Annotated in this window: 18 protein-coding genes; 12 read left to right on the top strand and 6 right to left on the bottom strand. The window is 72.0% G+C overall.

The features are described 5' to 3' along the window. Window positions 1-2: 2 nt before the first annotated feature. Window positions 3-2258, bottom strand: a complete 2256-nt coding sequence (locus FLV34_RS10400) for a TOMM precursor leader peptide-binding protein (RefSeq protein ID WP_187280593.1) — start codon at window positions 2256-2258, stop codon at window positions 3-5. Window positions 2259-2690: 432 nt separating this feature from the next. Here FLV34_RS10400 and FLV34_RS10405 point away from each other — a divergent pair, with 432 nt between their 5' ends. Further along, window positions 2691-5570, top strand: a complete 2880-nt coding sequence (locus FLV34_RS10405) for an AAA family ATPase (RefSeq protein WP_147942985.1) — start codon at window positions 2691-2693, stop codon at window positions 5568-5570. Between the two features lie 313 nt (window positions 5571-5883). Here the strand turns inward: FLV34_RS10405 and FLV34_RS10410 are convergent, their stop codons facing one another. After that, on the bottom strand, window positions 5884-6228 hold the full coding sequence (locus tag FLV34_RS10410) for an MmcQ/YjbR family DNA-binding protein (RefSeq protein WP_142646270.1): 345 nt from the start codon (window positions 6226-6228) through the stop codon (window positions 5884-5886). Window positions 6229-6410: 182 nt separating this feature from the next. On the opposite strand from FLV34_RS10410, the gene FLV34_RS10415 reads away from it, so the two are divergent. Next, window positions 6411-7610, top strand: coding sequence for a cytochrome P450 (locus FLV34_RS10415; RefSeq protein WP_142646272.1), 1200 nt, complete (start codon window positions 6411-6413; stop codon window positions 7608-7610). On the opposite strand, the gene FLV34_RS10420 is transcribed toward FLV34_RS10415, so the two are convergent. Continuing rightward, window positions 7582-8985 carry an ROK family transcriptional regulator gene (locus FLV34_RS10420; protein ID WP_147942986.1) on the bottom strand — a complete coding sequence of 468 codons (1404 nt, stop codon included), beginning with the start codon at window positions 8983-8985 and terminating at the stop codon, window positions 7582-7584. The two genes, FLV34_RS10415 and FLV34_RS10420, sit on opposite strands and share 29 nt — an antisense overlap. 349 nt (window positions 8986-9334) lie before the next feature. On the opposite strand from FLV34_RS10420, the gene FLV34_RS10425 reads away from it, so the two are divergent. Both FLV34_RS10425 and FLV34_RS10430 read left to right on the top strand, forming a co-directional pair. Further along, on the top strand, window positions 9335-10393 hold the full coding sequence (locus FLV34_RS10425) for a PASTA domain-containing protein (protein WP_147942987.1): 1059 nt from the start codon (window positions 9335-9337) through the stop codon (window positions 10391-10393). Beyond that, the gene (locus FLV34_RS10430) at window positions 10390-10989 is read left to right on the top strand and encodes a hypothetical protein (protein ID WP_142646278.1); all 600 of its coding nucleotides are present in this window, start codon (window positions 10390-10392) and stop codon (window positions 10987-10989) included. Before FLV34_RS10425 ends, FLV34_RS10430 begins: the two co-directional genes overlap by 4 nt. A gap of 203 nt (window positions 10990-11192) precedes the next feature. Here FLV34_RS10430 and FLV34_RS10435 read toward each other — a convergent pair whose 3' ends face one another. Continuing rightward, entirely contained in the window at window positions 11193-11519 is a 327-nt protein-coding gene (locus FLV34_RS10435; protein WP_142646280.1) for a hypothetical protein, read from the bottom strand. Between the two features lie 21 nt (window positions 11520-11540). On the opposite strand from FLV34_RS10435, the gene FLV34_RS10440 reads away from it, so the two are divergent. Then, a complete protein-coding gene (locus FLV34_RS10440) occupies window positions 11541-13367 on the top strand; it encodes a hypothetical protein (RefSeq protein WP_147942988.1) in 1827 nt (608 codons plus the stop codon). 11 nt (window positions 13368-13378) lie between these two features. On the opposite strand, the gene FLV34_RS10445 is transcribed toward FLV34_RS10440, so the two are convergent. Further along, window positions 13379-14404 carry a GDP-mannose 4,6-dehydratase gene (locus FLV34_RS10445; RefSeq protein WP_142646284.1) on the bottom strand — a complete coding sequence of 342 codons (1026 nt, stop codon included), beginning with the start codon at window positions 14402-14404 and terminating at the stop codon, window positions 13379-13381. 255 nt (window positions 14405-14659) lie between these two features. Between FLV34_RS10445 and FLV34_RS10450 the strand changes: the two genes are divergently transcribed. The 3 genes from FLV34_RS10450 to FLV34_RS10460 all read left to right on the top strand — a co-directional run bounded on the left by FLV34_RS10450 (window position 14660) and on the right by FLV34_RS10460 (window position 17746). Then, window positions 14660-15901: a glycosyltransferase family 4 protein gene (locus tag FLV34_RS10450; RefSeq protein ID WP_240971098.1), complete on the top strand. Its 1242-nt coding sequence runs from the start codon at window positions 14660-14662 to the stop codon at window positions 15899-15901. A 73-nt stretch (window positions 15902-15974) separates the two neighbouring features. After that, a complete protein-coding gene (locus tag FLV34_RS10455) occupies window positions 15975-16688 on the top strand; it encodes a class I SAM-dependent methyltransferase (protein ID WP_142646288.1) in 714 nt (237 codons plus the stop codon). Then, entirely contained in the window at window positions 16685-17746 is a 1062-nt protein-coding gene (locus FLV34_RS10460; protein ID WP_142646291.1) for a prenyltransferase, read from the top strand. The genes FLV34_RS10455 and FLV34_RS10460 overlap by 4 nt, the downstream gene beginning before the upstream one ends. On the opposite strand, the gene FLV34_RS10465 is transcribed toward FLV34_RS10460, so the two are convergent. Then, window positions 17747-18376, bottom strand: a complete 630-nt coding sequence (locus FLV34_RS10465; protein ID WP_205829952.1) for a class I SAM-dependent methyltransferase — start codon at window positions 18374-18376, stop codon at window positions 17747-17749. A gap of 82 nt (window positions 18377-18458) precedes the next feature. On the opposite strand from FLV34_RS10465, the gene FLV34_RS10470 reads away from it, so the two are divergent. The 4 genes from FLV34_RS10470 to FLV34_RS10485 all read left to right on the top strand — a co-directional run bounded on the left by FLV34_RS10470 (window position 18459) and on the right by FLV34_RS10485 (window position 20906). Then, window positions 18459-18938, top strand: a complete 480-nt coding sequence (locus tag FLV34_RS10470; RefSeq protein WP_147942989.1) for a pyridoxamine 5'-phosphate oxidase family protein — start codon at window positions 18459-18461, stop codon at window positions 18936-18938. A 70-nt stretch (window positions 18939-19008) separates the two neighbouring features. Continuing rightward, a complete protein-coding gene (locus FLV34_RS10475) occupies window positions 19009-19203 on the top strand; it encodes a ferredoxin (RefSeq protein ID WP_147942990.1) in 195 nt (64 codons plus the stop codon). Window positions 19204-19252: 49 nt separating this feature from the next. Then, window positions 19253-20338: an alcohol dehydrogenase catalytic domain-containing protein gene (locus tag FLV34_RS10480; protein ID WP_142646297.1), complete on the top strand. Its 1086-nt coding sequence runs from the start codon at window positions 19253-19255 to the stop codon at window positions 20336-20338. Between the two features lie 73 nt (window positions 20339-20411). Beyond that, window positions 20412-20906, top strand: a complete 495-nt coding sequence (locus FLV34_RS10485; protein ID WP_147942991.1) for an MSMEG_6728 family protein — start codon at window positions 20412-20414, stop codon at window positions 20904-20906. The last annotated feature ends 203 nt before the right edge of the window (window positions 20907-21109 follow it).

Raw genomic sequence — 21109 nt, forward strand, 5'->3', positions numbered from 1 at the left:
GGTCAGAAGAAGACGCTGGTGGGGTTGAGCTCCTCCTCCAGAGCCGGTTCCGTCCGCCAGCCGAGGGCCACCGGCACGTCGTACAGGCGGCCCGGGCCGAGCCGTCGCCAGAAGTGCCGCATGCCGGGGACCAGCACCCGGGCGACGTTGAGCTCCAGATCCGGCCGCGTCTGGTCGAGGACGATCACCTCAAGGCCGCAGGCGGCGGCCCTGGCGACGCAGGTCTCGACGTCGGCCGCGAGGTCTGCCCCCTCGGGCAGCCGATAGTCCGCGAGCGTGCGGGCCCGCTGCGCGGGGTCGGGCAGCAGCCAGGGGTCGCTGTCGAGCGTGGTCTCCTTCCACCAGCGGAGCGTCGCGATGTCGTCGTCGTGATAGATCGTCTCGCCGTTCTCGTCCCTGCGGCGTACGGACGGGAGGAACTGGTTGACCTCGGTAAGCGTGCGCAGCGCGGCGATCCGGGGATCGAGGTGGGCGCCGAACCCCACGATGATGTCCTGCACCGGGTGGTCGAGCCGATGGGAGACACCGGCGAAGGCCGGGACGCCGAGGTCGCTGGTCAGGTCGAGCAGCCACAGGCTCCGGCCCATGTCGGCGTAGAACTCGCGCAGCGTGTCAACGTACGGGTCGTTGAGCGAGTCGAGGTCGAAGGCGGGCCGCCGGACCCGGTTGTACCACCACAGCGCGACCGCGTCCCGCTCCACGACCTCGCAGAACCCCTGGAGGATCGCCTCCTCCAGCGTGTTGCCCGAGGCGCTGCCGTTGGAGTCGCCGACGCAGTAGAAGTGGCGTTCGAGGTCGGGATGGCCATACCAGGCGTAGCCGGCGGGGACCAGCCGCTCCTCGTCGGCGGTCAGCGACCAGGCCCGCGACCAGTCGAGCGGCAGGTCCGTACGGAACCTCTCGGGCACCAGGTGCAGCCGGGGGGACGGGTCACTGTTCCAGGCGTCCCTGTCGCCGTACTGCTTGTCGGAGAACAGCAGCAGGTCGGCCGGGTGCACCGCGAGACCCTCGTCGAGGTCGGCGTAGGCCGCCTTGATCACCGGCTCCTCGCCGCGCCACACGCCCGAGTAACGCTCGATCGCCTCGCACACGGCGCTGACCTTGGCCTGGATCTCGGTGCGGCCCTTGCCGCCGCTCTGCCCGCGCAGGTTGCGGCGCAGCAGGTCCATGTTGTCGCCCAGCATGGCGAAGTTGTGACCGGCGGTGAAGCTGTAGGTCACGCCGTTGTCCTCGTCGGCCCACGGCCGCAGCCGGGTGACCGCGCCCAGGTAGGGGCTGATGTGCCGCTCCAGCCGGGCGTACGTCGCCGAGGGCTGCTCGACCCGGTAGCCGCCGTCGGTCGCGTGGCGGGCGGTCCGCGCGGCCAGCGCCACCTTCGGCTCGCGGTCGCGGATCAGCGAGGGGTCGCCGCACGACGGGCACTGCGGCAGCCGGACGAGCTGGTGCTCGGCGCTGGTGAGCGTGCGCAGGTCGAGCGTGATCATCTTGCCCTGGAGGGTCGAGGGCCTGCCGGTGGCCGCCGTACGGGCGAGCTCGGCCGCGAGCAGCCCGCCCACCGCCGCCGCACCGCCCGGCAGGGCCTCGCGGACCGGATGCGTCGGCCGCCCGTCGCCCCGCTTGCCCGCGAGATAGCGCTCGACCTGCCGGTTGCCCTCGATCCGCTGGGACATGCAGGCCCAGCAGCCCGTCTCCCCCGGCTGGAACAGCGGCCCCAGCCAGGCCACGGTGCCGGCCGGCCTCACCAGCACCCAGGGCCGCCCGGCCGCCAGGCACTCGGCGTTGAGCTCCGCCAGGCCCGGGTCGAGGTAGTCGTGGACCACCGCCACGACCGGGCCGTCGCCGTCCGGGGCGGTGCGCAGCCCGTGCTCGTGCAGAAGCGCCTCGATCGGGCGGGGGTCGACGCCCTCGCCCGCGAACAGCCGGAAGGACGTCCGCTCCAGGGCCGCGACGACGGCCGCGGGGTCGATGCCCTGCGCGTCCCAGAAGGCGAGCACCGGATCGGCCAGGGGCGGCCTGCCCTCGGTCAGATGGCCGGCGGCCTCATAACGCCGTACGGCGAGCACCGCCTGGGCCGGGGACAGCTCACCGGCGAGGGCCTGGACGATGTCCATCACCGTGTGCCGGCCGTCGAGATAGGGGAGGACGCGGCCCGAGCCCGCGCCGCGTACGAGATAGTGCTGGCCTTCCGCCAATAGGAAGACTTTCGCGTCGTCGAGGACTTCGGTGGTGAAGTGCGCCTTGAGCCGTGGCCGTTCCATGCCCTCCGCCATTCACTCCGCGATTAGCCGATGAGCGGAGAATTCCATTGACTTGTGGAAAAAGTAAAGACGTATTTGTCGGTTCACGGACGCATACGTACAACCGGCGCGCACAAAGCGCGATCCGGACCTGTGCGTACGATGATGCGTATCGCCGGCGGCACGGCGGAATACGTATGCGCACCACCCCTCAGGGCCGCGCCCGCCGACCTGCCGCTATGATTCGGCCGCCCGGATTGCCTACGCCATAGGGGTTTTGACACAGTGGGGCGGAAATCCCCATCCGATTGACCGGAAATCCTGACGCCATGTCACTTAAGCGGTCAGTATCATTATGTTTACTAGTCGCGATTTCAAGTATTGACAACCCGCTGGCCCTGTCCGGCATGATCCCTATGTCGAGAAAAATCAGTACATGGTCCGGGGGTAGGGATGGCCTCAGGGCGACCGGTACTACTGCACCGAGACAAGGAGCTAGGGGTCGTCGACGAGGTGCTGGCCGGGCTTCAAGAAGGAAGACCGGCCGTACTGGTCATTCAGGGCACGCGAGGGATCGGGAAGACCCGGCTGCTGCACGCGGCACTGGCGCGCAGGCCGGGCGGCGTCGTGCTGAGCGCCCGCGGCCACACCGACGAGCGCTCCTTCGCGTTCGGCATCGTCCGGCAGCTGTTCGACCCGATGATGAGCGGCTCGGGACGGGCCGAGCCCGGCGCCCCCGCCGCCGTCCTCGACGGCGGTGCGCGCGCGCCGGCGCTGACGGCGGTGCCGTACGACGGGAGCGCGCCCGCCGTGCCCGCCACGCTGCTCGACGACCTCTATCGGGCCACCCGCTCGCTGACCGCGGGACAGCCGCTGATCATCGCGGTCGACGACCTCAACCACGCCGACCCGCAGTCGGCGCAGTGGTGCTCCTACATCGCCAGGCGGCTCGACGGCCTGCCCATCGCGATGATCCTGACCTGCGACGTGGAGGACCGCACCGGCGGCGACGCGGTACGCGACATCCTGGCGTTGCCGTACGCGCGCTCGCTGCGGCCCTCGGCGCTGTGCCGCAGATGCGCCGCCACGCTCCTGGAGTCGGCGCTCGGCGCCCCGGTGGACGACGAGATCGTCGCCGCCTGTCACCGCCTGACCAAGGGAAACCCGCTGCTCCTGCTGGAGACGGCCGGACGGCTGGCCGCCGCCGACGTCCTGCCCCAGCGGTCCGAGCTGCCCCGGGTGATGCGGATCGGCGCGACGGCCCTGTCGGAGACCGTCCTGGAATGGCTCAGCGGCCGATATCCGTCCCTGCTCGCCCTGCTGCAGAGCCTGGCCATCATCGCGCCGTACGCCGGGCTTGAGACGGCGGCGATGCTGGCCGGCTACGGCGCGGTCGCGGCCGAGGAGGCGGGCCACGCGCTCGCGGGGGCGGGCCTGCTCGAGGGCAGCCCGCCGCAACGGTTCACGCACGACCTCGTCCAGTCGACGATCCTCGCCCGCATGGACCCCCGGACGCGCGACGAGATGCACCGGCGGGCCGCCTCGCTGCTGCACCGCCTCGGCTCGCCCCCCAAACGGTCGGCCCGGCACCTGCTGTCGGCCAGCCCCACCGGCGACCCGTGGGCCGTGTCGGTGCTGCGCGAGGCGGCGCGGGAGGCGGTCTCCGAGAACGCCTGGGAGGACGCGACCCGCTATCTCCACCGCGCGCTCGCCACGGCCAAGGACCACACCGTCCTCCAGGTGACGGCCGAGCTGGGCGCCGTCGAGGTGCACCTCGACATCCCCGCCTGCCTGCGGCACCTGCGCACCGTGACCGCGCTCGCCGGCGACGCCGGTGAGCGGGCGGACTCCCTGGCGCCCTTCGCCACCGCCCTGCTCACGCTCAACTCCTCCGAGGCCGCCGCCGCCTTCTGCGACATCGCCCGGGGCTTCGACGAGGACCCGCCCGGCGGGCTCCCCGACCGCGAGGTGCTGCTGCGGCTCAGCGCGCAGGCGCTGCTGACCGGCCAGTCGTACGGCTCGCGCGCGGCGATGCGGCAGCTCAACGCCGAGCCCGGCGCCGCCACCGGTGCGGGAGCGCAGGACTACCTCGCCTCCGCCGCGCTGTCCGGCGCGGCCAGGGGCAGGAACCGCGGCCGCACGCTGGCCCTGGCCCGGCGCTGCCTCGACGGTGGCGGCTCGATCCCGCCGACGCTGGTCATGGCGCTGGTGTGGGCGGGCCGCGTGGACGAGGCGGCGTACTGGTCGGAACAGGTGGCCGCCGAGGCGCGAGCGCGCGCCTCGATGACCGGGCAGGCCCTCGCCGTCACACTGCAGTCGGACATCGCCTACCGCAGAGGCGAGCTGCGCGCGTCACTGGCGCACGCCCGCGAGGCCGTCCACTTCGCCCGCGGCTCGCACGCCTCCGGGCTGCACGTCGCCGCCGTGTCGTGCATGGCCCGCGTGCACCTCGAACGCGACGAACTCGACGTCGCCCACGCGTTGTTCGACGAGGTCACCACACGCGAACCGGTGCACCCCCTGCTGCAGGCGGCCCTGCTTGAGACCCAGGGCCGCGTGGCGATCGCCAGGGGCGACGTACGCGAGGGACTGCCGGCCCTGCTGGAGGCCGGGCGGCAGCTCCTGTCGGCGGGGGTGGTCAACCCGGCGTGCGCGGGCTGGCGCGGCCAGGCTGCCCTCGCCTACCTGCGGATCGGCCAGCGCGGGCCGGCCCACCGCCTGGCCGAGGAGGAGCTCGAACTCGCCCGGGCCTGGGGCGCTCCCGACTGCGTCGGCCGCGCGCTGAGCACCGCGAGCACGACCACCGAGGGCACCCGCCGCCTCGACCTGCTCAGCGAGGCGCTGTCGGTGCTCGACGGGCCCGGCGGCATCGAACGCATCCGGGCGATGGTGCGCCTGGGCATCGCCCTCCGGGCCGCCGGGGAGACACGCCGCGCCCACGACACCCTCAGCGAGGCGTACGACCTGGCCGACGGCTGCGGCGCCGTACGGCTCGCCGCGCTCGCCGAGCGCAACCTCGCCACGATCGGCAGCCGGGCCCGCGGCGCGCAGTCCGACGGCCCGTCACCCCTGACCGCCGGGGAGATGCGGGTCACCGACCTGGTCCTGCGCGGCATGAGCAACCTCCAGGTCGCGAACGAGCTGTCCATCAGCAAGCGGACCGTGGACACTCATCTCGCCCGCATCTACCGCAAGCTCGGCATCCACACCCGCGCCGAGCTCGCGGAGGTCGTCAGACGGCTCCGCGAACACCCGGCCGAGCCTCGCCCCGCCCCTGGTCACGGCCACGTCCACGGCCCCGACCAGGAGGAATGGCCCGACCAGGACGCTTAGGCCACGGGTCTCGGATAGGACGCCTGGCGGACGTGTCCACAAGCCTTGAGTACGTCGGTCACCGCACCGGAAGTCCTCGGTGATGCCTGGCGGACAGGTCGGCGGACCTTGAGCAAGTCGGTCACTGCGCCGCAAGGAAACTCCGGTCCTCGCGAAACCCGCTTCGCTGGGCCTTCGCTGCGGTCCTCGTTCCCTTCCGCTCCGCTCCCTCCACCCCCAGTGAACATTGGCGGACAACGCACCAAGACCCTGCCGGCACCGATCGCCCGGCCAGGAGGCGTAGGGCCCGGGCTGCGGCGGTGAACCACCTGGGCTATGACCGGGCTTCGTAGGCCTCGACGAGGGTCTTCGGCGCGGTCAGGCACCATGCCTCGGTCACCAGCTCGAACAGCTCGTCAGCGTCGATCTTGGCCAGATGGACCACGACCCAGCCGAAACGCCCGGCGGTGAACTGCGGCTCGAACACCTCGGGCCGCTCGGCCACTAGCGCGATCTGCTCCTCGATCGTCGCCTTGAGGCCCACCGTCTCGGTGCGCTCCCACAGGTAGCCGAAGCCCTTGCCGCGCACCTTGAACGACACCCAGTCGCCGCCCTCACCCTGGCTGACCTCGGGCAACCGGCCCAGCATGGAGAGGAACTCCTCGACGCTCACACCCATGCGCCCAGTCGTACCAGAGCCCACCGACATTTAGCCTCGCGGCAGCGATCCTTCACCCGAGGGTCGCTTGACGCGCCGTCGGCTCCGTAATAGAACACGTTTCAGAAACAGTGCGGGCAAGCGCGCGACCGGGACGACCGTCTCTATTACCACGGGCAGCCAAAACCCGATTAGGTGAGGCCATGGAAATCAACCTCGTCGACATGGACCGCTACGCGCGCAGCGGGGTGCCGCACGACCAGCTCCGCTGGCTGAGGGACAACGCGCCCGTCTACCGGCACGAGGGAGAAGGCGACTGGCCCGGATTCTGGGCGGTCACCAAGCACGCGGACGTCGTCCACGTCTCCCGTCACTCCGACCTCTTCTCCTCCGCGCGGAAACTGGCCCTGTTCGACGAGATGCCCGAGGAGCAGCGCCAGTTCCAGCGGCTGATGATGCTCAACCAGGACCCGCCCGACCACACCCGGCGCCGCTCGCTGGTCAACCGCGGCTTCACCCCGCGCCAGATCGGGCGGCTGGAGGAGCACATCAGGGACATCTGCCACGCCCTGGTGGACGAGGTGCAGGGCAAGCCCGAGGTCGACTTCGTGCGGGACATCGCCGCGCCGCTCCCGCTGTACGTGATCTGCGAGCTGCTCGGCGCGCCGGTCGAGGACCGGGACAAGATCTTCGAGTGGTCCAACCGCATGATCGGCAGCGACGACCCCGACTACGCCGGCAGCCCCGAGGAGGGGCAGGCCGCCGCCTTCGAGGTCTACTCGTACGCCCACACGCTGGCCGCGGCGCGCAGGCAGGAGCCGCGCGACGACATCGTCACCAGGCTCCTGCAGCCCGACGAGAACGGGCAGACGCTGACCGAGGACGAGTTCGACCTGTTCGTCCTGCTGCTCATCGTGGCGGGCAACGAGACCACGCGGAACGCGGCGTCCGGAGGCATGCTGACCCTCTTCGAGCACCCGGACCAGTGGAAGCGCCTGGTGGACGACCCTTCTCTCGCGAGGACGGCCGCCGACGAGATCGTCCGGTGGGTGTCCCCGGTCAACCTGTTCCGGCGTACGGCCACGGCGGACACCGAGATCCGCGGCCGGAAGATCGCCGAGGGCGACAAGGTGGTGGTCTTCTACGCGTCGGCCAACCGGGACGAGGAGGTCTTCGAGCGGCCCGAGGAGTTCGACATCGGCCGCGACCCCAACCCGCAGATCGGCTTCGGCGGCGGCGGGGCGCACTTCTGCCTCGGCAACCACCTGGCCAAGCTGGAGCTTCGGGTGCTGTTCGAGGTGCTGGCCGAGCGCCTGCCCGGAATCCGGCAGACCGGCGAGGCCACCCGGCTGAGGTCCTACTTCATCAACGGCATCAAGACGCTGCCCGTCGCCCTCGGCTGACCGGCAGCGTCGGCAGCGGAGTCAGGGGCAGGCGCGGCCGGGCCTGCGCCGTGCCCCGCCCGCGGGTGGTGCGGGACGAGTGCCCGCCGCGTCTGTCGGCGGGTGACTCCACAAGGCCGCCAGCCCGTGAATCCGCGGGACCGCCCGCCAATGAGTCGGCAGGACCGCTGGCGGGTGTAGCCGCGGGGCGGGGCTCCGGCTCCGCCGTCGGGTAGCGCGACAGCAGCGGGGACTCCCCGAGCGCCAGGGCGACGCCGCCGAGCGCGCCCGCGACGTCGCCGAGCGCCGCCCGGCGCAGGGTCAGCCGATGGCGCGAGATCGGCACCGCCCCCGCGTCCAGGGCCTTCCGCACGGGCTCCAGGAGCGGGGCGCCGAGCTCGGCCAGCTCGCCACCGATGACGATCACCCTGGGCCCGATCGCGTTGGACAGCGTGGCGAGCACCCGCCCGATCTGGCCGCCCACCTCGGACAGCAGACCGAGGGCGATCGGGTCGCGCGCCTCCACGGCGGTCCTCAGCGCGGGCAGGTCGTCGCCCCTGCCGCCCCTGGCGCGGTACGCGTCGAGCACCGCCCTGATCGAGGCCACGGTCTCCAGGCATCCCGTGCCGCCGCACTCGCAGGGCCTCCCGGCCGGGTCCACCGGAACGTGCCCGATCTCCCCCGACACTCCGTCGGCCCCGCGGTGCAGCACTCCTCCGGCCACCACGCCGCCGCCGACGCCGTACGACAGCCGCAGATAGAGCGCGTCCTGGTCACCGGCCGCCGCGCCCCACGTCGATTCGGCGAGCGCCGCGAGCCTGGTGTTGTTGTCCAGCAGCACCGGCCCGCCGAAGCGCTCCCCGAGCAGGGCCGCGACGCCGGACAGGGCGCCGTCCCGCGCTCCGTCCCCGGCCAGGGGGCCCACGACGCCCACGCCGACGCCCTTGAGCGCCATGCGCCACAACCCGCCGCCGAGCAGCCCGCGGACGAGGCGCTCGGCGAGCGCCACCCGGTCGGGCCACGGCAGGCCGGGCGCGTGCGCCTCCCCCGCCGTGCCCACGATCTCGTACGTCACGCCGACGGCGGCAACGTGCACCGCGCGGCGGGAGAAGTCGATGCCGAGTGCCTGTCCGGCCGCGGGGTTGAGTGCCAGCCGCTCGGCGGGACGGCCCCGGCCGCGCGGCGCCTCGTCCGGCGTCGCGTCCGGCGTCGCGGTGACCACCGCGCCCGCGGCCAGCAGCCCGCTGAGCGTGTCGTGCAGGGTCGTCCGCGACAGGCCGCACCGCCGGCTGAGCTCGCCCCGGTTGAGCGGGCCGTACGCGCGCAGCAGGCCCAGCACGGCCTGCTCGTGCCCGCGTCGCGCCGGCGGCACGACCTCTGGCGTGATTTGCCGCATGCCCAAAGCATGCACAATTGGTAGGTTTTATGTCAATTTGAGGTCCATGGCGGCTCGTGCTGGTCACGACGATCACTACGGACGAGGCGCCGCGCGAGGCGGAGTGGCGGGCGGTCGCCCGGCACTGCCCGGCACGTGCCCGGTGACCACGACGTCCTGCGGTCCGCTCAACGGACCGGGGAATTGCGCTCGCGCATATGAGTAGGGGGATACTCAGGCGAGCCGGCCGCGATTCTTCGCACCTTTTCTCGAGAAGCCCATCATTCGGGAAGCCCATCATTCGGGAAGCCCATCATTCGGGAAGCCCGTCCCCGTTCCTCTCGGACAACCTCGACTCGCTCCGGAGACGATGATGCCGGTACGCCTGATCGCGGCCCTCGCCCTGGCCGTCGCCGCGTTCTGGGCCACCCCGGCGCAGGCCGCGAAATGCCCGCCCCCGCCCAACGTGATCGGTCAGACGTACGAGCAGGCGTACGAGACGCTCCACAACCATTTCGGCTATGGGATCGTGACCGTGCCCGATCCCGTTCCTCCCGGGACGAGTTACGTGAGCGGCGCGGAGACGCTGTCGTGCATCGAGTTCAAAATCACGGGGGTCCGCGTTTACCTGGAAGGGCAGGTGCCCGACCTGACCGGGATGACGCTGACCACGGCCACCGCCGAAGCGGAGAAGGCCGGGTTCGGCGTGACCACCGGGCAGCCGGAGGCCACCGGCGAGTGGAAGGTCGCCGAGCAGACTCCCGCACCCGGCGGGCGGCTCGCCTACGGGCAGGCCGTCAGCCTGCTCCTCGACGGCTCCACCGAGGTGCCGTACCTCATCGGCCGTACGGTCGAGGAGGCACGGCAGATGGCGGCGGACCGGGGGCTGACGCTCGGCGGAGCGGACGACGCGCGCGACGACCAGATCGTCGAGGACCAGAGCCCTCCAGGCGGAGGCGAGCTGACCATCGGCGATGCCATCTACGTCGTCCTGAGCGAAGCGTCCCTCGTGAGCCCAGCGGTGAGCCCGCCTGCGAGTCCGCCTGTGAGTCCACCGGCGAGCCCGGAGGACAGCCCCTCACCGAGTCCAGCGGAGTCGCCGCGGCCGGAGGAGTCGCCCGAGGAGAGCCCTGAGGCTGTGCCGACCGAGCTCTCCCGCAAGGAGACGGGCTCCGGCTTCGATGTGCCGCCGGGGCTCGCCCTCGTCGCGGTCGCCGCCGCACTCCTCGGCCTCGCCGGGTGGAAGGCCCGGGGCGGCCGGCGCGCGCCCGACCGGGACCAGGACCGCCGCCGGGCGGTGCGTCTCGTCTCCCGCGCCGACCCGTCCCCGAGCGTGCGGATCCACGAGAGCCGCGGCCCCCGCCCGGCCGTACGTCTTCACGTCGTCCCCGACCCGGGGCGGCAGGAGATCCGGGAAGGCCTGTCATGAACCTGACCATCAACCCGAATCCGGGCACGGCCGCCCTCGCGCTTTACGACAGCGCGCGCGGCGCGGTGGCGGCGGCGGCACGCGTCGTCCGCGACCCCCAGGTGATGAGCACGATCTGCCGCGACGCCCCGGCCCTCGCCGGGCAACTCGTCGCCCAGCTGCCCGAGGCCGGCGCCGGCCTGCTCCACGGGATCACCCTCGGGACGGTCCTGGCGGCCGGGTGGCAGAAATCCCGCGAGCTGCGGGCCGCCGCGGTGCGCAGTCACGAGGACGGCCGCCGGGGGAAGATCGAACCGGTCTCCCTGGCCACGCACTCGATCACCTCGGAGCACCGCCCGTACGTCGAGGTCTACGCCGACGAGCGCAAGGTGTTCACGATCACGTTCTCCGTCGACCTGACGTTCACGATCGGGCTGCTGAGCGCGGCGATCCGCGACGGGCGGCTGGTGACTCTCCGTCCCGGCGGGGACTGCGAGGTCGCGGTGAGCTGGGGAGTGGACGGATTCAAGATCGGCGAGAGCAAGGTGCCGATCCGCATCCCATCCGTCGCCGTTCCCCTCGGCGCCGGAATCCTGCTGGCCCGGCCACCCTCCTGAGCAGGCCGGCCCAGCGTGGCCGGACGAGCGTGCGGGAGATCTTGACACCGCCTGTCAGGCGGCTCACGATGCGCTGGAACCACCCTTCCCGCCCCATCTTCCCGCATCGCGGGTGTGCGTCCCGAAGGGGAATCCATGCGCTCTTCCCGCACGTCGTCCGCCGCGGCTCCTGGTCGCCCGGAGAGCCGCCGGTGAGCGCCGGCTCAGAGGTTGACGATGTCGACGCCGGCGATCTCCGAGGTGTGCGCGTCGCACTGCGCGGCCGACACGCCGCTGCCGTAGACGATCGATCCCCTGGCGTAGTAAAGGCTGCCGTTCCTGAAGCGCGAGCAGGTGAGCTGGAGCTGCCACCCCGACTGGGTGGGGTTCCAGCAGTCGGCGGCCACGCGCCCGATGGACAGGTTGTAGCTGAACTGGCAGTTGGCCGGGTTCACGGCGGCCTGGGCGGGTCCGGCGGTCACCGTGAGGACGCTCATCGCGCCGATGGCGACGGCGGCGGCACCGGCACGTGCGCGGAGGACACTGAACATGGTCACCTCTCCGTGTTCGATGTGATCCGAACGTATCCGCGCTCGTCCCCGGCGGAGTCTCAACCGGGTCTCAACCCCCTCGACCCCGCCCGGTGCGTCGTCAGGGCGCTGGACGAGGCGGACGGCGGGCCCGGGGCGGCGATCGTCAACGTGGTGGGCCCGCTCGGGGTCGGCAAGAGCCGGCTGCTCGCGACGCTGGCGTACGACTTCGTGGACCTCGACCGCACACCGGCAGGGGGGCGCGGGCCGCTCGCCATCGACGGGGTCGACACCGACCACCGGGCGGCCGCGGCGGCGCGTTTCGTCGACCGCACCGGGCACGGCCGGTTCGTGATCGCCGGTCGGCTGCCCCTGGCCACGCGGCCCGGATGGGCGCACCGGCCGCTCGTCACCGTCGAGCTCGGGCCGTGGCCGCCCGCCGGCATCCGCGCGCTGGCCGCCGCGCTCGGCGTGACCGGCCCGGCGCACGCCGGCCTCGTCGTACGGCTCAGCGGCGGGATCCCGCTCGTCACCGACTCGCTGTGCCGGGCGATCCGCAGGGACGCCGAACCGGAGCCGCCGGAGGGCGCGCTGGCCGACGCGGCCGCCACCGAGGTGCTGCGCCGCCTGGGCGCGGAGTCCCGGGGCATCCCTCCCGAGGCGCTGCCGATCGTGGCCGCCGTCGACGGGGCGGACGAGGATCTCCTCACCGCCCTGATCGGGCTGCGGCCCAAGGCCTTCACGCGGCTGAGACGGCTGAGCGTGATCCGCCCTGATCGTCACGGGCTGACCGTCGCCGAGCCCTACCGCACGCTCTTCGATCTCGCCTATCGCTGGCGTCATCCGGTCCGCCGCGACGAGCTGGCCGCCCGGGCCGCCGAGCATCGGCACCGCCAGCTGGCCCGCACCGCCGATCCGCCGCTGCGGGCCCGGCTCGCCGACCAGGTCCTCTATCTGTCGGGGAGCCGGCGCGCGCGCCGCGACCTGTACGCCGACGAGCGCGCCGAGTTCTCCGTCCGGCGCGCCGTGGACGGCGACGACGAGGCGATCGGCCGCCTGATGCGGTTGTGGGGCGAGCACGAGGGGCTGGCGGAACGCCAGGTCGAGCGGATGCGCGAGCTGTGGCTCTCCGGCGCCGACCACGGTTTCCATCTCGCGGTGGACACCGACGATCACCCGGTGGGCATGGTCAACCTCACGCCGCTGGATCCCGTCGGCGCACCGGCGCTGGAGCCGCTGCTCCAGCAGCACGCGGACACGCTGCTGGACCTCGGAGGATCGGTCGTCGGCATGATGGCGGTCGAGCCGCGGGCCGCCCGGGCCCAGGCCGCGCTCGTCCGCCACATCCTCACCACGGGAATCGCCGGCGGGCGGCTCGTCGTGTCCACGCCGTGGGTCCCCTACCAGGAGATGTCGGCGCGCTTCGGCCTGCGCCGCGTGGGCGACACCCGGCACGACCTCTACCGGTGCGGCCGGCCGAGCGCCCTCTACGCCCGCACGTTCACCGGACGCAACCTGCCCGCGTGGCTGCACCGGATGCGGGACCCGTACGCCGAGGGACCGGGCCGGGCGGCCGAACTCGTCCGCACCGCGCTGCGGGACCTACGCAGGCGGGGCCGGGCGGCCGCCTCAGGCCCGCAGGCGCCGGCCGTCCTCCTGCGGGGGGCCGTGGAGGCGCTCGCGTCGTCGGCGTCCGCCGTGGACGCCGAGGCCGGGGAGATCCTGCGCCTCTACTACCTGAGCCGCGCCGGAGGCCACGACCTGCTCGCGCACCGCCTCCACCTGTCCAGGGCCACCTATTTCCGCCGTCTGGAATACGGCATCGGCAAGGTCGCGGAGGCGGTCGGACGGGCGCTCGATCCGCCGTAGGCCCTGTCCGATCAGGCCCAGGAGGAGTCCTGCTCCGGGTCGCCGCCGTCGGCGAGCAGGCGCAGGTCGGCCTCGACCATCATCGCCACGAGCTCCTCGAACGACACCGTCGGCTCCCAGCCGAGCTGGGTGCGGGCCTTCTTCGGGTCCGCGCACAGCAGGTCGACCTCCGCCGGGCGGTGCAGGGACGCGTCGCAGACGACATGCCGCTCCCAGTCCAGCCCGGCGGCGGCGAACGCCGCCTCGACCAGCTCGCGCACCGAGTGGGTGCGCCCGGTGCCGATGACGTAGTCCTCGGGCTCGTCGGCCGACAGCATCATGTGCATGGCCCGGACGAAGTCGCCGGCGTACCCCCAGTCGCGGCGCGCCTCCAGGTTGCCCAGGCGCAGCTCCGTGGCCATGCCGAGCTTGATCCGCGCGACGCCGAGCGAGACCTTGCGGGTGACGAACTCGGCACCCCGCCGGGGCGACTCGTGGTTGAACAGGATGCCCGACACCGCGAACATCCCGTACGACTCGCGGTAGTTCTGCGTGAGGAAGTGCCCGTACGCCTTGGCCACGCCGTACGGCGACCTGGGGTGGAAGGGGGTGCGCTCGGTCTGCGGCGTCTCCCTGACCTGGCCGAACATCTCCGACGACGACGCCTGGTAGAAGCGGATCTGCCCGGCCGACGAGCCGCGCGACGCGGTGATCCCCGAGCAGACGCGGATGGCCTCCAGCACGCGCAGCACGCCCATGCCGGTCACCTCGGCGGTCAGCTCGGCCTGCTCCCACGACATGGGCACGAACGAGATGGCCCCGAGGTTGTAGACCTCGTCGGGCTGCACCTTCTCCACCGCCGAGATCAGCGACCCCTGGTCGAGCAGGTCGCCGCGGACCAGCCGTACGTCCTGGAGGAGGCGGCGCACGCGCGGGACGCGGGGGTTGGCCTGCCCGCGGACGAGGCCCCAGACCTCGTATCCCTCGCTCAGCAGGTGTTCTGCGAGATAGGAGCCGTCCTGACCGGTGATGCCGGTGATCAGCGCACGCCTGGCCAACGGATCCTCCTCGTAGCGCCCAACTTGGCCTATGAGAGGCGAATGTACCGCCCTGCCCGGCCATGCCTATAGACGCGCCACTAGAACGTGTTACACAGAATCGCGTTCGGGTAAGCTAACAGCCCAGGTCGGGCAGGGTGAGGGTCAATCGAGGACCCTTTCCACCTCACCTACCCCATCTAAGGTCAAATGGTAGTGTTCCTGGCAGCAGCCCCACGGGGGCACGGCGGGAAACCGGCTGGAAAGGGGTGCCTCTTGGCGGAGAGGCTGCGCGTCGCGCTGCTGTCCTACCGCAGCAAGCCCACCTGTGGCGGCCAGGGGGTGTACCTGCGCCATATAAGCCGCGAGCTCGTCGCCCTGGGCCACCACGTGGAGGTCTTCTCCGGCCAGCCCTACCCGGAGCTGGACGAGGGCGTGATCCTCAACAAGGTGCCGAGCCTGGACCTCTACCGCGACGAGGACCCGTTCCGCACGCCGAAGCGCGACGAATACCGCGACTGGATCGACGTGCTCGAAGTCGCCACGATGTGGACGGCCGGCTTCCCCGAGCCGCTGACGTTCAGCCTGCGGGCCTACCGCGAGCTGAAGAGGCGGCGCGGCGACTTCGACGTCGTCCAGGACAACCAGACCCTGGGCTACGGCCTGCTCGGCATCCAGCGGCTGTTCCCGGTGGTCGGCACCATCCATCACCCGATCAGCGTGGACCGGCGGATCGAGCTGAAGGCCGCCAAGGGCTGGAAGCGGCTGTCGATGCGCCGCTGGTACGGCTTCGTGCGCATGCAGAGCATCGTGGCGCCCCGGCTGAGCCCGATCCTGACCGTCAGCGAGTCGTCGCTCGCCGACATCCACCGCGACTTCAACGTGCCGCAGTCGAACATGCGGCTGATCCCGCTCGGCGTGGACACCCGGTTCTTCCACCCCCGGCCCGAGCTGCCGAAGCGGCCGAACTCGATCGTGGCCGTGGCCAGCGCCGACTCGCCCATGAAGGGCGTGGCGACCCTGCTGCGGGCGGTTGCCAAGCTCGCCACCGAGCGCGAGGTCGACCTCACCGTGGTGAGCAGGCCCACCCCCGGAGGCCCCACAGAACAGCTCGTCAACGAGCTGTCGCTGCACGACCGCGTGCGGTTCGTGCACGGCATCCCTGACGAGGAGCTGGCCGAGCTGATCGCCACCTCCGAGGTCGCGGTGGTCCCCTCGCTCTACGAGGGGTTCTCGCTGCCGGCCGTCGAGCACATGGCGTGCGGCACCCCGCTGGTCGCCTCCCGTACGGGCGCCCTGCCCGAGGTGGTCGGCGACGCGGCCGTACAGGTGACCCCGGGCGACCCCGAGGAGCTGGCCGCCGTGCTGCGCCGCCTGCTCGACTCCCCCGAGGAACGCGCGGAGTTCGGCCGGCGCGGCTACGACCGCGTGATGGAGCGGTACGCCTGGCCGGTCGTCGCCCAGCGCACGGTCGAGGCCTACCACGAGGCCATCGCGGCACGGCGCTTGTCCCGATGAGCGTCTCCCGCTAGGCGTCCCCCGATGAACGTCCCCCGGTGACTCCCCAGACCCCACGAAAGGCAGGCACCGAGTGCTGACCGTCGACTTCAACCGGCTGCCCGTCGGACCGGGCGACCGCGTCCTCGACCTCGGGGCCGGCGGTGGCCGGCACGCCTTCGAGGTGCTGCGCCGGGGCGCCGACGTGGTCGCCTTCGACATGGACGCCGCCGAGATGGAGAACGTGGCGGCCATGTTCGCGGCGATGGACAAGGAAGGCGAGGTGCCGGCGGGCGCGACCGGGGACACCGTCGTCGGCGACGCCCTGCACATGCCGTTCCCCGACGCGTCGTTCGACCGCGTCATCGCCGCCGAGGTGCTGGAGCACATCCCCGACGACATGGCCGCGATGCGCGAGATCGTCCGCGTGCTGAAGCCGGGCGGCCGGGCCGCGATCACGGTGCCGAGCTTCCTGCCGGAGCGGATCTGCTGGGCCCTGTCGGAGGACTACCACACCGCCCCCGGCGGACATATCCGGATTTATACGTTGGCGGAGCTCCAGGCGAAGCTGAAGTCCTCCGGGCTCGAGGTCGGCGGCCACCACTACGCCCACGGCCTGCACTCGCCGTACTGGTGGATCAAGTGCGCGGTCGGGGTCAATGACGACGACCACCCGCTGGCCAAGGCCTACCACGAGCTGCTCGTCTGGGACATCATGAAGCGCCCCCTCGCGACCCGGCTGGCCGAGGCCGTGCTCAACCCCCTGATCGGCAAGAGCGTCGTGGTCTACGTGCGGAAGCCCGCATGACGCGGGTGCCCGACGTTCCGGGGATCATCACCGCCGAGCAGGTCGTCCGTACGGCCGAGAGCATCGCCGCGGTCCAGGACGACCAGGGCGGCGTCCCCTGGCCCGAGGGCCACATCGACGCGTGGAACCACATCGAGTGCCTGATGGCGCTGACCGTGGCCGGGCTGCGCGACGAGGCCCGCAGGGGCTACGACTGGCTCGTACGGCACCAGCGCCCGGACGGCTCCTGGCCGATGAAGGTCCGCGACGGCGAGCCCGCCGAGGCGGCCGGGGAGTCCAACCACGCGGCGTACGTCGCGGTGGGGGTCTGGCACGACCTGCTGGTGACCGGCGACGAGGACTTCGCCCGGTCGATGTGGCCGATGGTGACGCGGGCCCTCGACTTCGTCATCGGCCTGCAGACCGCGCGCGGCGAGATCCTCTGGCAGCGCGACGCCGAAGGAAGCCCGGCGGACTACGCACTGCTCACCGGGTGCTCCTCCATCCACCAGGGCCTGCGGTGCGGGGCGCTGCTCGCCGAACGGCTGGGCGACCCACAGCCCGACTGGGAGCTCGCCGCCGACCAGCTCGGCCACGTGATCGCCGGCCACCCGGAGGCGTTCGCCGACAAGAGCCGGTTCTCGATGGACTGGTACTACCCCGTGCTCGGCGGCGCCGTACGCGGGGCCGCGGCGGCACAGCGGTTCGACCTGGAGTGGGACACCTTCGTCGTACCCGGGCTCGGCGCGCGCTGCGTCTCCGACCAGCCCTGGGTCACCGGCGCGGAGTCGTGCGAGCTGGTGCTGGCGCTCGACGCGGCCGGGCTGCGGGAGCGCGCGCTGGCGGTGTTCGCCGACATGCAGCACCTGCGCCACGAGGACGGCTCCTACTGGACCGGGTGGCAGTTCGTGAACGAGCGGCACTTCCCCAACGAGCGGTCGGCCTACACGGCCGCCGCGGTGGTGCTCGCCGCGGACGCCCTCTCCCGCGCCACCCCCGGCTCGGGGATCTTCCGCGACGCCGGCGGCCGGGAGGCCCGCATCACCGGCGAGTGCGGCTGCGAGCGCGCCCGCGCCTGATCACACTCTTTCGAGCACGCGCAGCGATCCGACGACCCGCACCTCGCGGAAGTCGCCCGACTCCAGCGCGCGTAGGTAGACCCGGTAGGGCGCCTGCCCGCCGTCCGCGGGATCGGGATAGATGTCGTGGAAGACCAGCGCGCCGCCCTTCATCACGTGCGGCGCCCATCCCTCGTAGTCGGCCGTCACCGGTTCCTCCGAGTGGCCGCCGTCGATGAACAGCACGGCCAGCGGAGTGGACCAGTGGCGGGCGACCGTGGCCGACGCGCCCACGACCGCGATCACCTCGTCCTCCAGGCCGGCGGCGGCGATCGTGGCGCGGAAGAACGGCAGCGAGTCCATCCGCCCGGTCTCCGGGTCCACGAGCTCGGGGTCGTGGTGCGGCCAGCCCGGCTGGATCTCCTCCGAACCCCGGTGGTGGTCCACCGTGAAGACCACCGTGCCCGCCCGCCGCGCCCCGGCGCCCAGGTAGATCGCCGACTTGCCGCAGTAGGTGCCGATCTCGCAGATCGGCCCGCGGGAGCCGTACGCGCAGGCGGTCTCGTACAGCGCCTCGCCCTCGGCGGAGGGCATGAAACCACGCGCCTTCTCGGCGGCGCGGCGCAGGTCGTCGGGCATCGGGGTCACCATGCCCGGCACCCTATCCAACAAGCCGAATGATGTTCGGGACTGCCCCTTGTCCACCCTGATGCAACGTGTTCTACTTTGCTTCGTGAACCAGCGCGCCCGCATCGCGATGAGCGAGGAAGAGGTCGCGGAGCTCCTGCGGGACGCCCGCAAACTCCAGCTCGGCACGATCAACCCCGACGGCACGCCCCACCTGGTCACGATGTTCTACGGACTCGACGACGGCCGCGTCACGTTCTGGACGTACGCCAAGTCGCAGAAGGCCCGCAACATCGAGCGCGACCCGCGCGTGAGCTGCCTGATCGAGACCGGGGACGAGTACGCGCGGCTTCGCGGCGTGCTCGTCTACGGCAAGGCGCGGCCGATCGACGACCCCGCGGCCGTCCTGGAGGTCGGCCTGGACGTCACGCGGCGGATGACCGGCGTGCCCGTCGACGGCCCCGAGGCGCGGGCCTACGTCGAGCACACCGCGCGCAAGCGCGTGGCCTATCTGGTCGAGCCGGTCCGCGTCGTCTCCTGGGATCACCGCAAGCTCGGCGGCGAGGGCTCCGGACGACCGCGATAGGCGCAAGATCCGCGGGACAGGCCCTAACGTGAGCTCCAGCGCGATGTGACGCACAGGAGGAGGACGCGCCATGAAGATCAAGGTCGACTACGACGTGTGCGAGGCCAACGCCGTCTGCATGGGCCTGGCGCCCGAGGTCTTCGAGGTCGACGACGAGGACGACCTCCACGTGCTGATGCCCGAGCCGCCCGCCGAACTGCTCGACCGGGTCCGCCATGCGGTCCGGTCCTGCCCCAAGGCCGCGCTGTCGCTCGAAGACGAGTGACGCGCGGCGCCCCCCTGAAAGACCAGCCTGAAAGACCGGGAGGTCCCCCATGCGCGGCGCGCTTCTCCACGCGGTCGGCGACGAAAAGCTCGACATCAGAGACGACTTCACGCTGACGCCGGTGGGCCCGGGTGACGTCCGGGTGCGGGTGAAGGCCACCGGCGTCTGCCACTCCGACCTCTCGGTCCTCAACGGCGTGCTCCCCATGCCGCTCCCGATCATCCCCGGTCACGAGGGCGCGGGCGAGGTCGTCGAGGTGGGCGACGGCGTGACCACCGTGCAGCCGGGCGACCACGTCATCATCAACTGGACGCCCGCCTGCGGCGACTGCCCGAGCTGCGTGGGCGGTCAGCCGAATCTCTGCATGACGTACATGATGAAGAGCTTCACCGAGCCGCGCTTCCTGTTCGGCGGCGACACCCCGGCGTTCGGCATGGCCGGGTGCGGCACCTGGGCCGAGGAGATCATCGTGCCGTGGCAGGGTGCGATCAAGGTCGACCCCGACGTGCCGTACGAGGCGGCGGCGCTGATCGGCTGCGGCATCACGACGGGCGTCGGCGCGGTGCTCAACACCGCGAAGGTGCGCCCGGGCGCGACCGTCGCGGTCGTCGGCTGCGGCGGCGTCGGCCTGTCGGTGATCCAGGGCGCCCGCATCTCCGGCGCGACCACGATCCTCGCGATCGACCCGCTGGAGTCCAAGCACGCGCTCGCGAAGAAGGTCGGCGCCACCCACGCCTGCACCCCCGACCAGCTCATGGACGCCATCGGCACGCTGACCGGCGGCCAGGGCTTCGACCACGGCTTCGAGGTGGTCGGCAAGTCGGCCGCCATCATGACCGCCTGGCAGGCGACGCGGCGCGGCGGCGACGTCATCGTCGTCGGCGCGGGCGCCATGGACGACATGGTGCCGCTGAGCGCCTTCAACCTGCTGTTCGAGGGCAAGAACCTCCTCAGCTCGCTGTACGGCGACGCCGACGTCCGCAGGGACTTCCCGCGCTTCGTAAACCTTTACAAGTCGGGCAAACTCGATCTCGACAGTATGATCAGCTCTCGCATCAGGATCAGCGATCTGAACGACGCGGTCGACGCCCTGCGCGGCGGCGAGGTGCTCCGGCAGATCGTGCTGTTCGACTGAGGCCACCGGCCCGCCGGAGATCTCCCCGGCGCGGGGGATATCTCCGGCGGGCCGGGGTAACCCGAGCGGCGACATGCAGACGTTCCTGCCCTATCCGGGCTTCGCGGCCACCGCCCGCGTCCTCGACCCGCTCCGCCTCGGCAAACAGCGGGTCGAGGCCCTGCAGGTGCTGCGCACGCTGACCATTCCGGGGTACGGCTGGCGGCACCACCCGGTGGCGCACATGTGGGCCGGATACGAGGAGGCGCTGGTCCGCTACGGCCTGGAGATCGTGGCGGCCTGGTGCGACCTGGGCCGCGCCGACACCTGCGCCGCGACCATGACCAGGGAGCTGCTCGGCTGCCGGGGCATCGAGACGCCCCGCGTCCAGGAGGCCCTCGCGGAGGCGGGCGAGCTGCCGCCCTGGCTCGGCGACCCCGCCCTCCACCTCAGTCACCGCTCGGCCCTGCTGCGCAAGGACCCGGAGTTCTACGGCCCGAAGTTCCCCGGCGACCCCGACGACCTCCCCTACGTCTGGCCCGGCTCCGACCGCGTCAACGCCCTCCTCCCACCCCGCCGCACCGTGTAGCACGCCGTACCGTGTAGCACGCCGTCAGCATGCCGGAGGGCCGGGCGGCACCTGGGGGGTGCGCCCGGCCCGGGCCTCGCGAGAGCCGGGGAGAGAGATCAGCTCTCGGAGGAGAAGGCGGCGTCGAAGGCGGCGTCGGGCGGGGTGATGGCGTTGAGGGAGCGGATGTAGGCGAGGGCCTCGGGTGCGCCGTGCAGCCGGTC

The organism is Microbispora sp. CSR-4, from assembly GCF_008033685.1.
GTDB lineage: Bacteria > Actinomycetota > Actinomycetes > Streptosporangiales > Streptosporangiaceae > Microbispora.

What these genes read in the sequence shown, in the direction of transcription:
- FLV34_RS10465 (WP_205829952.1), bottom strand. Translation starts at nt 18,376, where the DNA reads ATGGTGACCCCGATGCCCGACGACCTGCGCCGCGCCGCCGAGAAGGCG.
- FLV34_RS10410 (WP_142646270.1), bottom strand. Translation starts at nt 6,228, where the DNA reads ATGGGTGTGAGCGTCGAGGAGTTCCTCTCCATGCTGGGCCGGTTGCCC.
- FLV34_RS10400 (WP_187280593.1), bottom strand. Translation starts at nt 2,258, where the DNA reads ATGGAACGGCCACGGCTCAAGGCGCACTTCACCACCGAAGTCCTCGAC.
- FLV34_RS10485 (WP_147942991.1), top strand. Translation starts at nt 20,412, where the DNA reads ATGCAGACGTTCCTGCCCTATCCGGGCTTCGCGGCCACCGCCCGCGTC.
- FLV34_RS10425 (WP_147942987.1), top strand. Translation starts at nt 9,335, where the DNA reads ATGATGCCGGTACGCCTGATCGCGGCCCTCGCCCTGGCCGTCGCCGCG.
- FLV34_RS10415 (WP_142646272.1), top strand. Translation starts at nt 6,411, where the DNA reads ATGGAAATCAACCTCGTCGACATGGACCGCTACGCGCGCAGCGGGGTG.
- FLV34_RS10430 (WP_142646278.1), top strand. Translation starts at nt 10,390, where the DNA reads ATGAACCTGACCATCAACCCGAATCCGGGCACGGCCGCCCTCGCGCTT.
- FLV34_RS10460 (WP_142646291.1), top strand. Translation starts at nt 16,685, where the DNA reads ATGACGCGGGTGCCCGACGTTCCGGGGATCATCACCGCCGAGCAGGTC.
- FLV34_RS10480 (WP_142646297.1), top strand. Translation starts at nt 19,253, where the DNA reads ATGCGCGGCGCGCTTCTCCACGCGGTCGGCGACGAAAAGCTCGACATC.
- FLV34_RS10475 (WP_147942990.1), top strand. Translation starts at nt 19,009, where the DNA reads ATGAAGATCAAGGTCGACTACGACGTGTGCGAGGCCAACGCCGTCTGC.
- FLV34_RS10435 (WP_142646280.1), bottom strand. Translation starts at nt 11,519, where the DNA reads ATGTTCAGTGTCCTCCGCGCACGTGCCGGTGCCGCCGCCGTCGCCATC.
- FLV34_RS10405 (WP_147942985.1), top strand. Translation starts at nt 2,691, where the DNA reads ATGGCCTCAGGGCGACCGGTACTACTGCACCGAGACAAGGAGCTAGGG.
- FLV34_RS10420 (WP_147942986.1), bottom strand. Translation starts at nt 8,985, where the DNA reads ATGCGGCAAATCACGCCAGAGGTCGTGCCGCCGGCGCGACGCGGGCAC.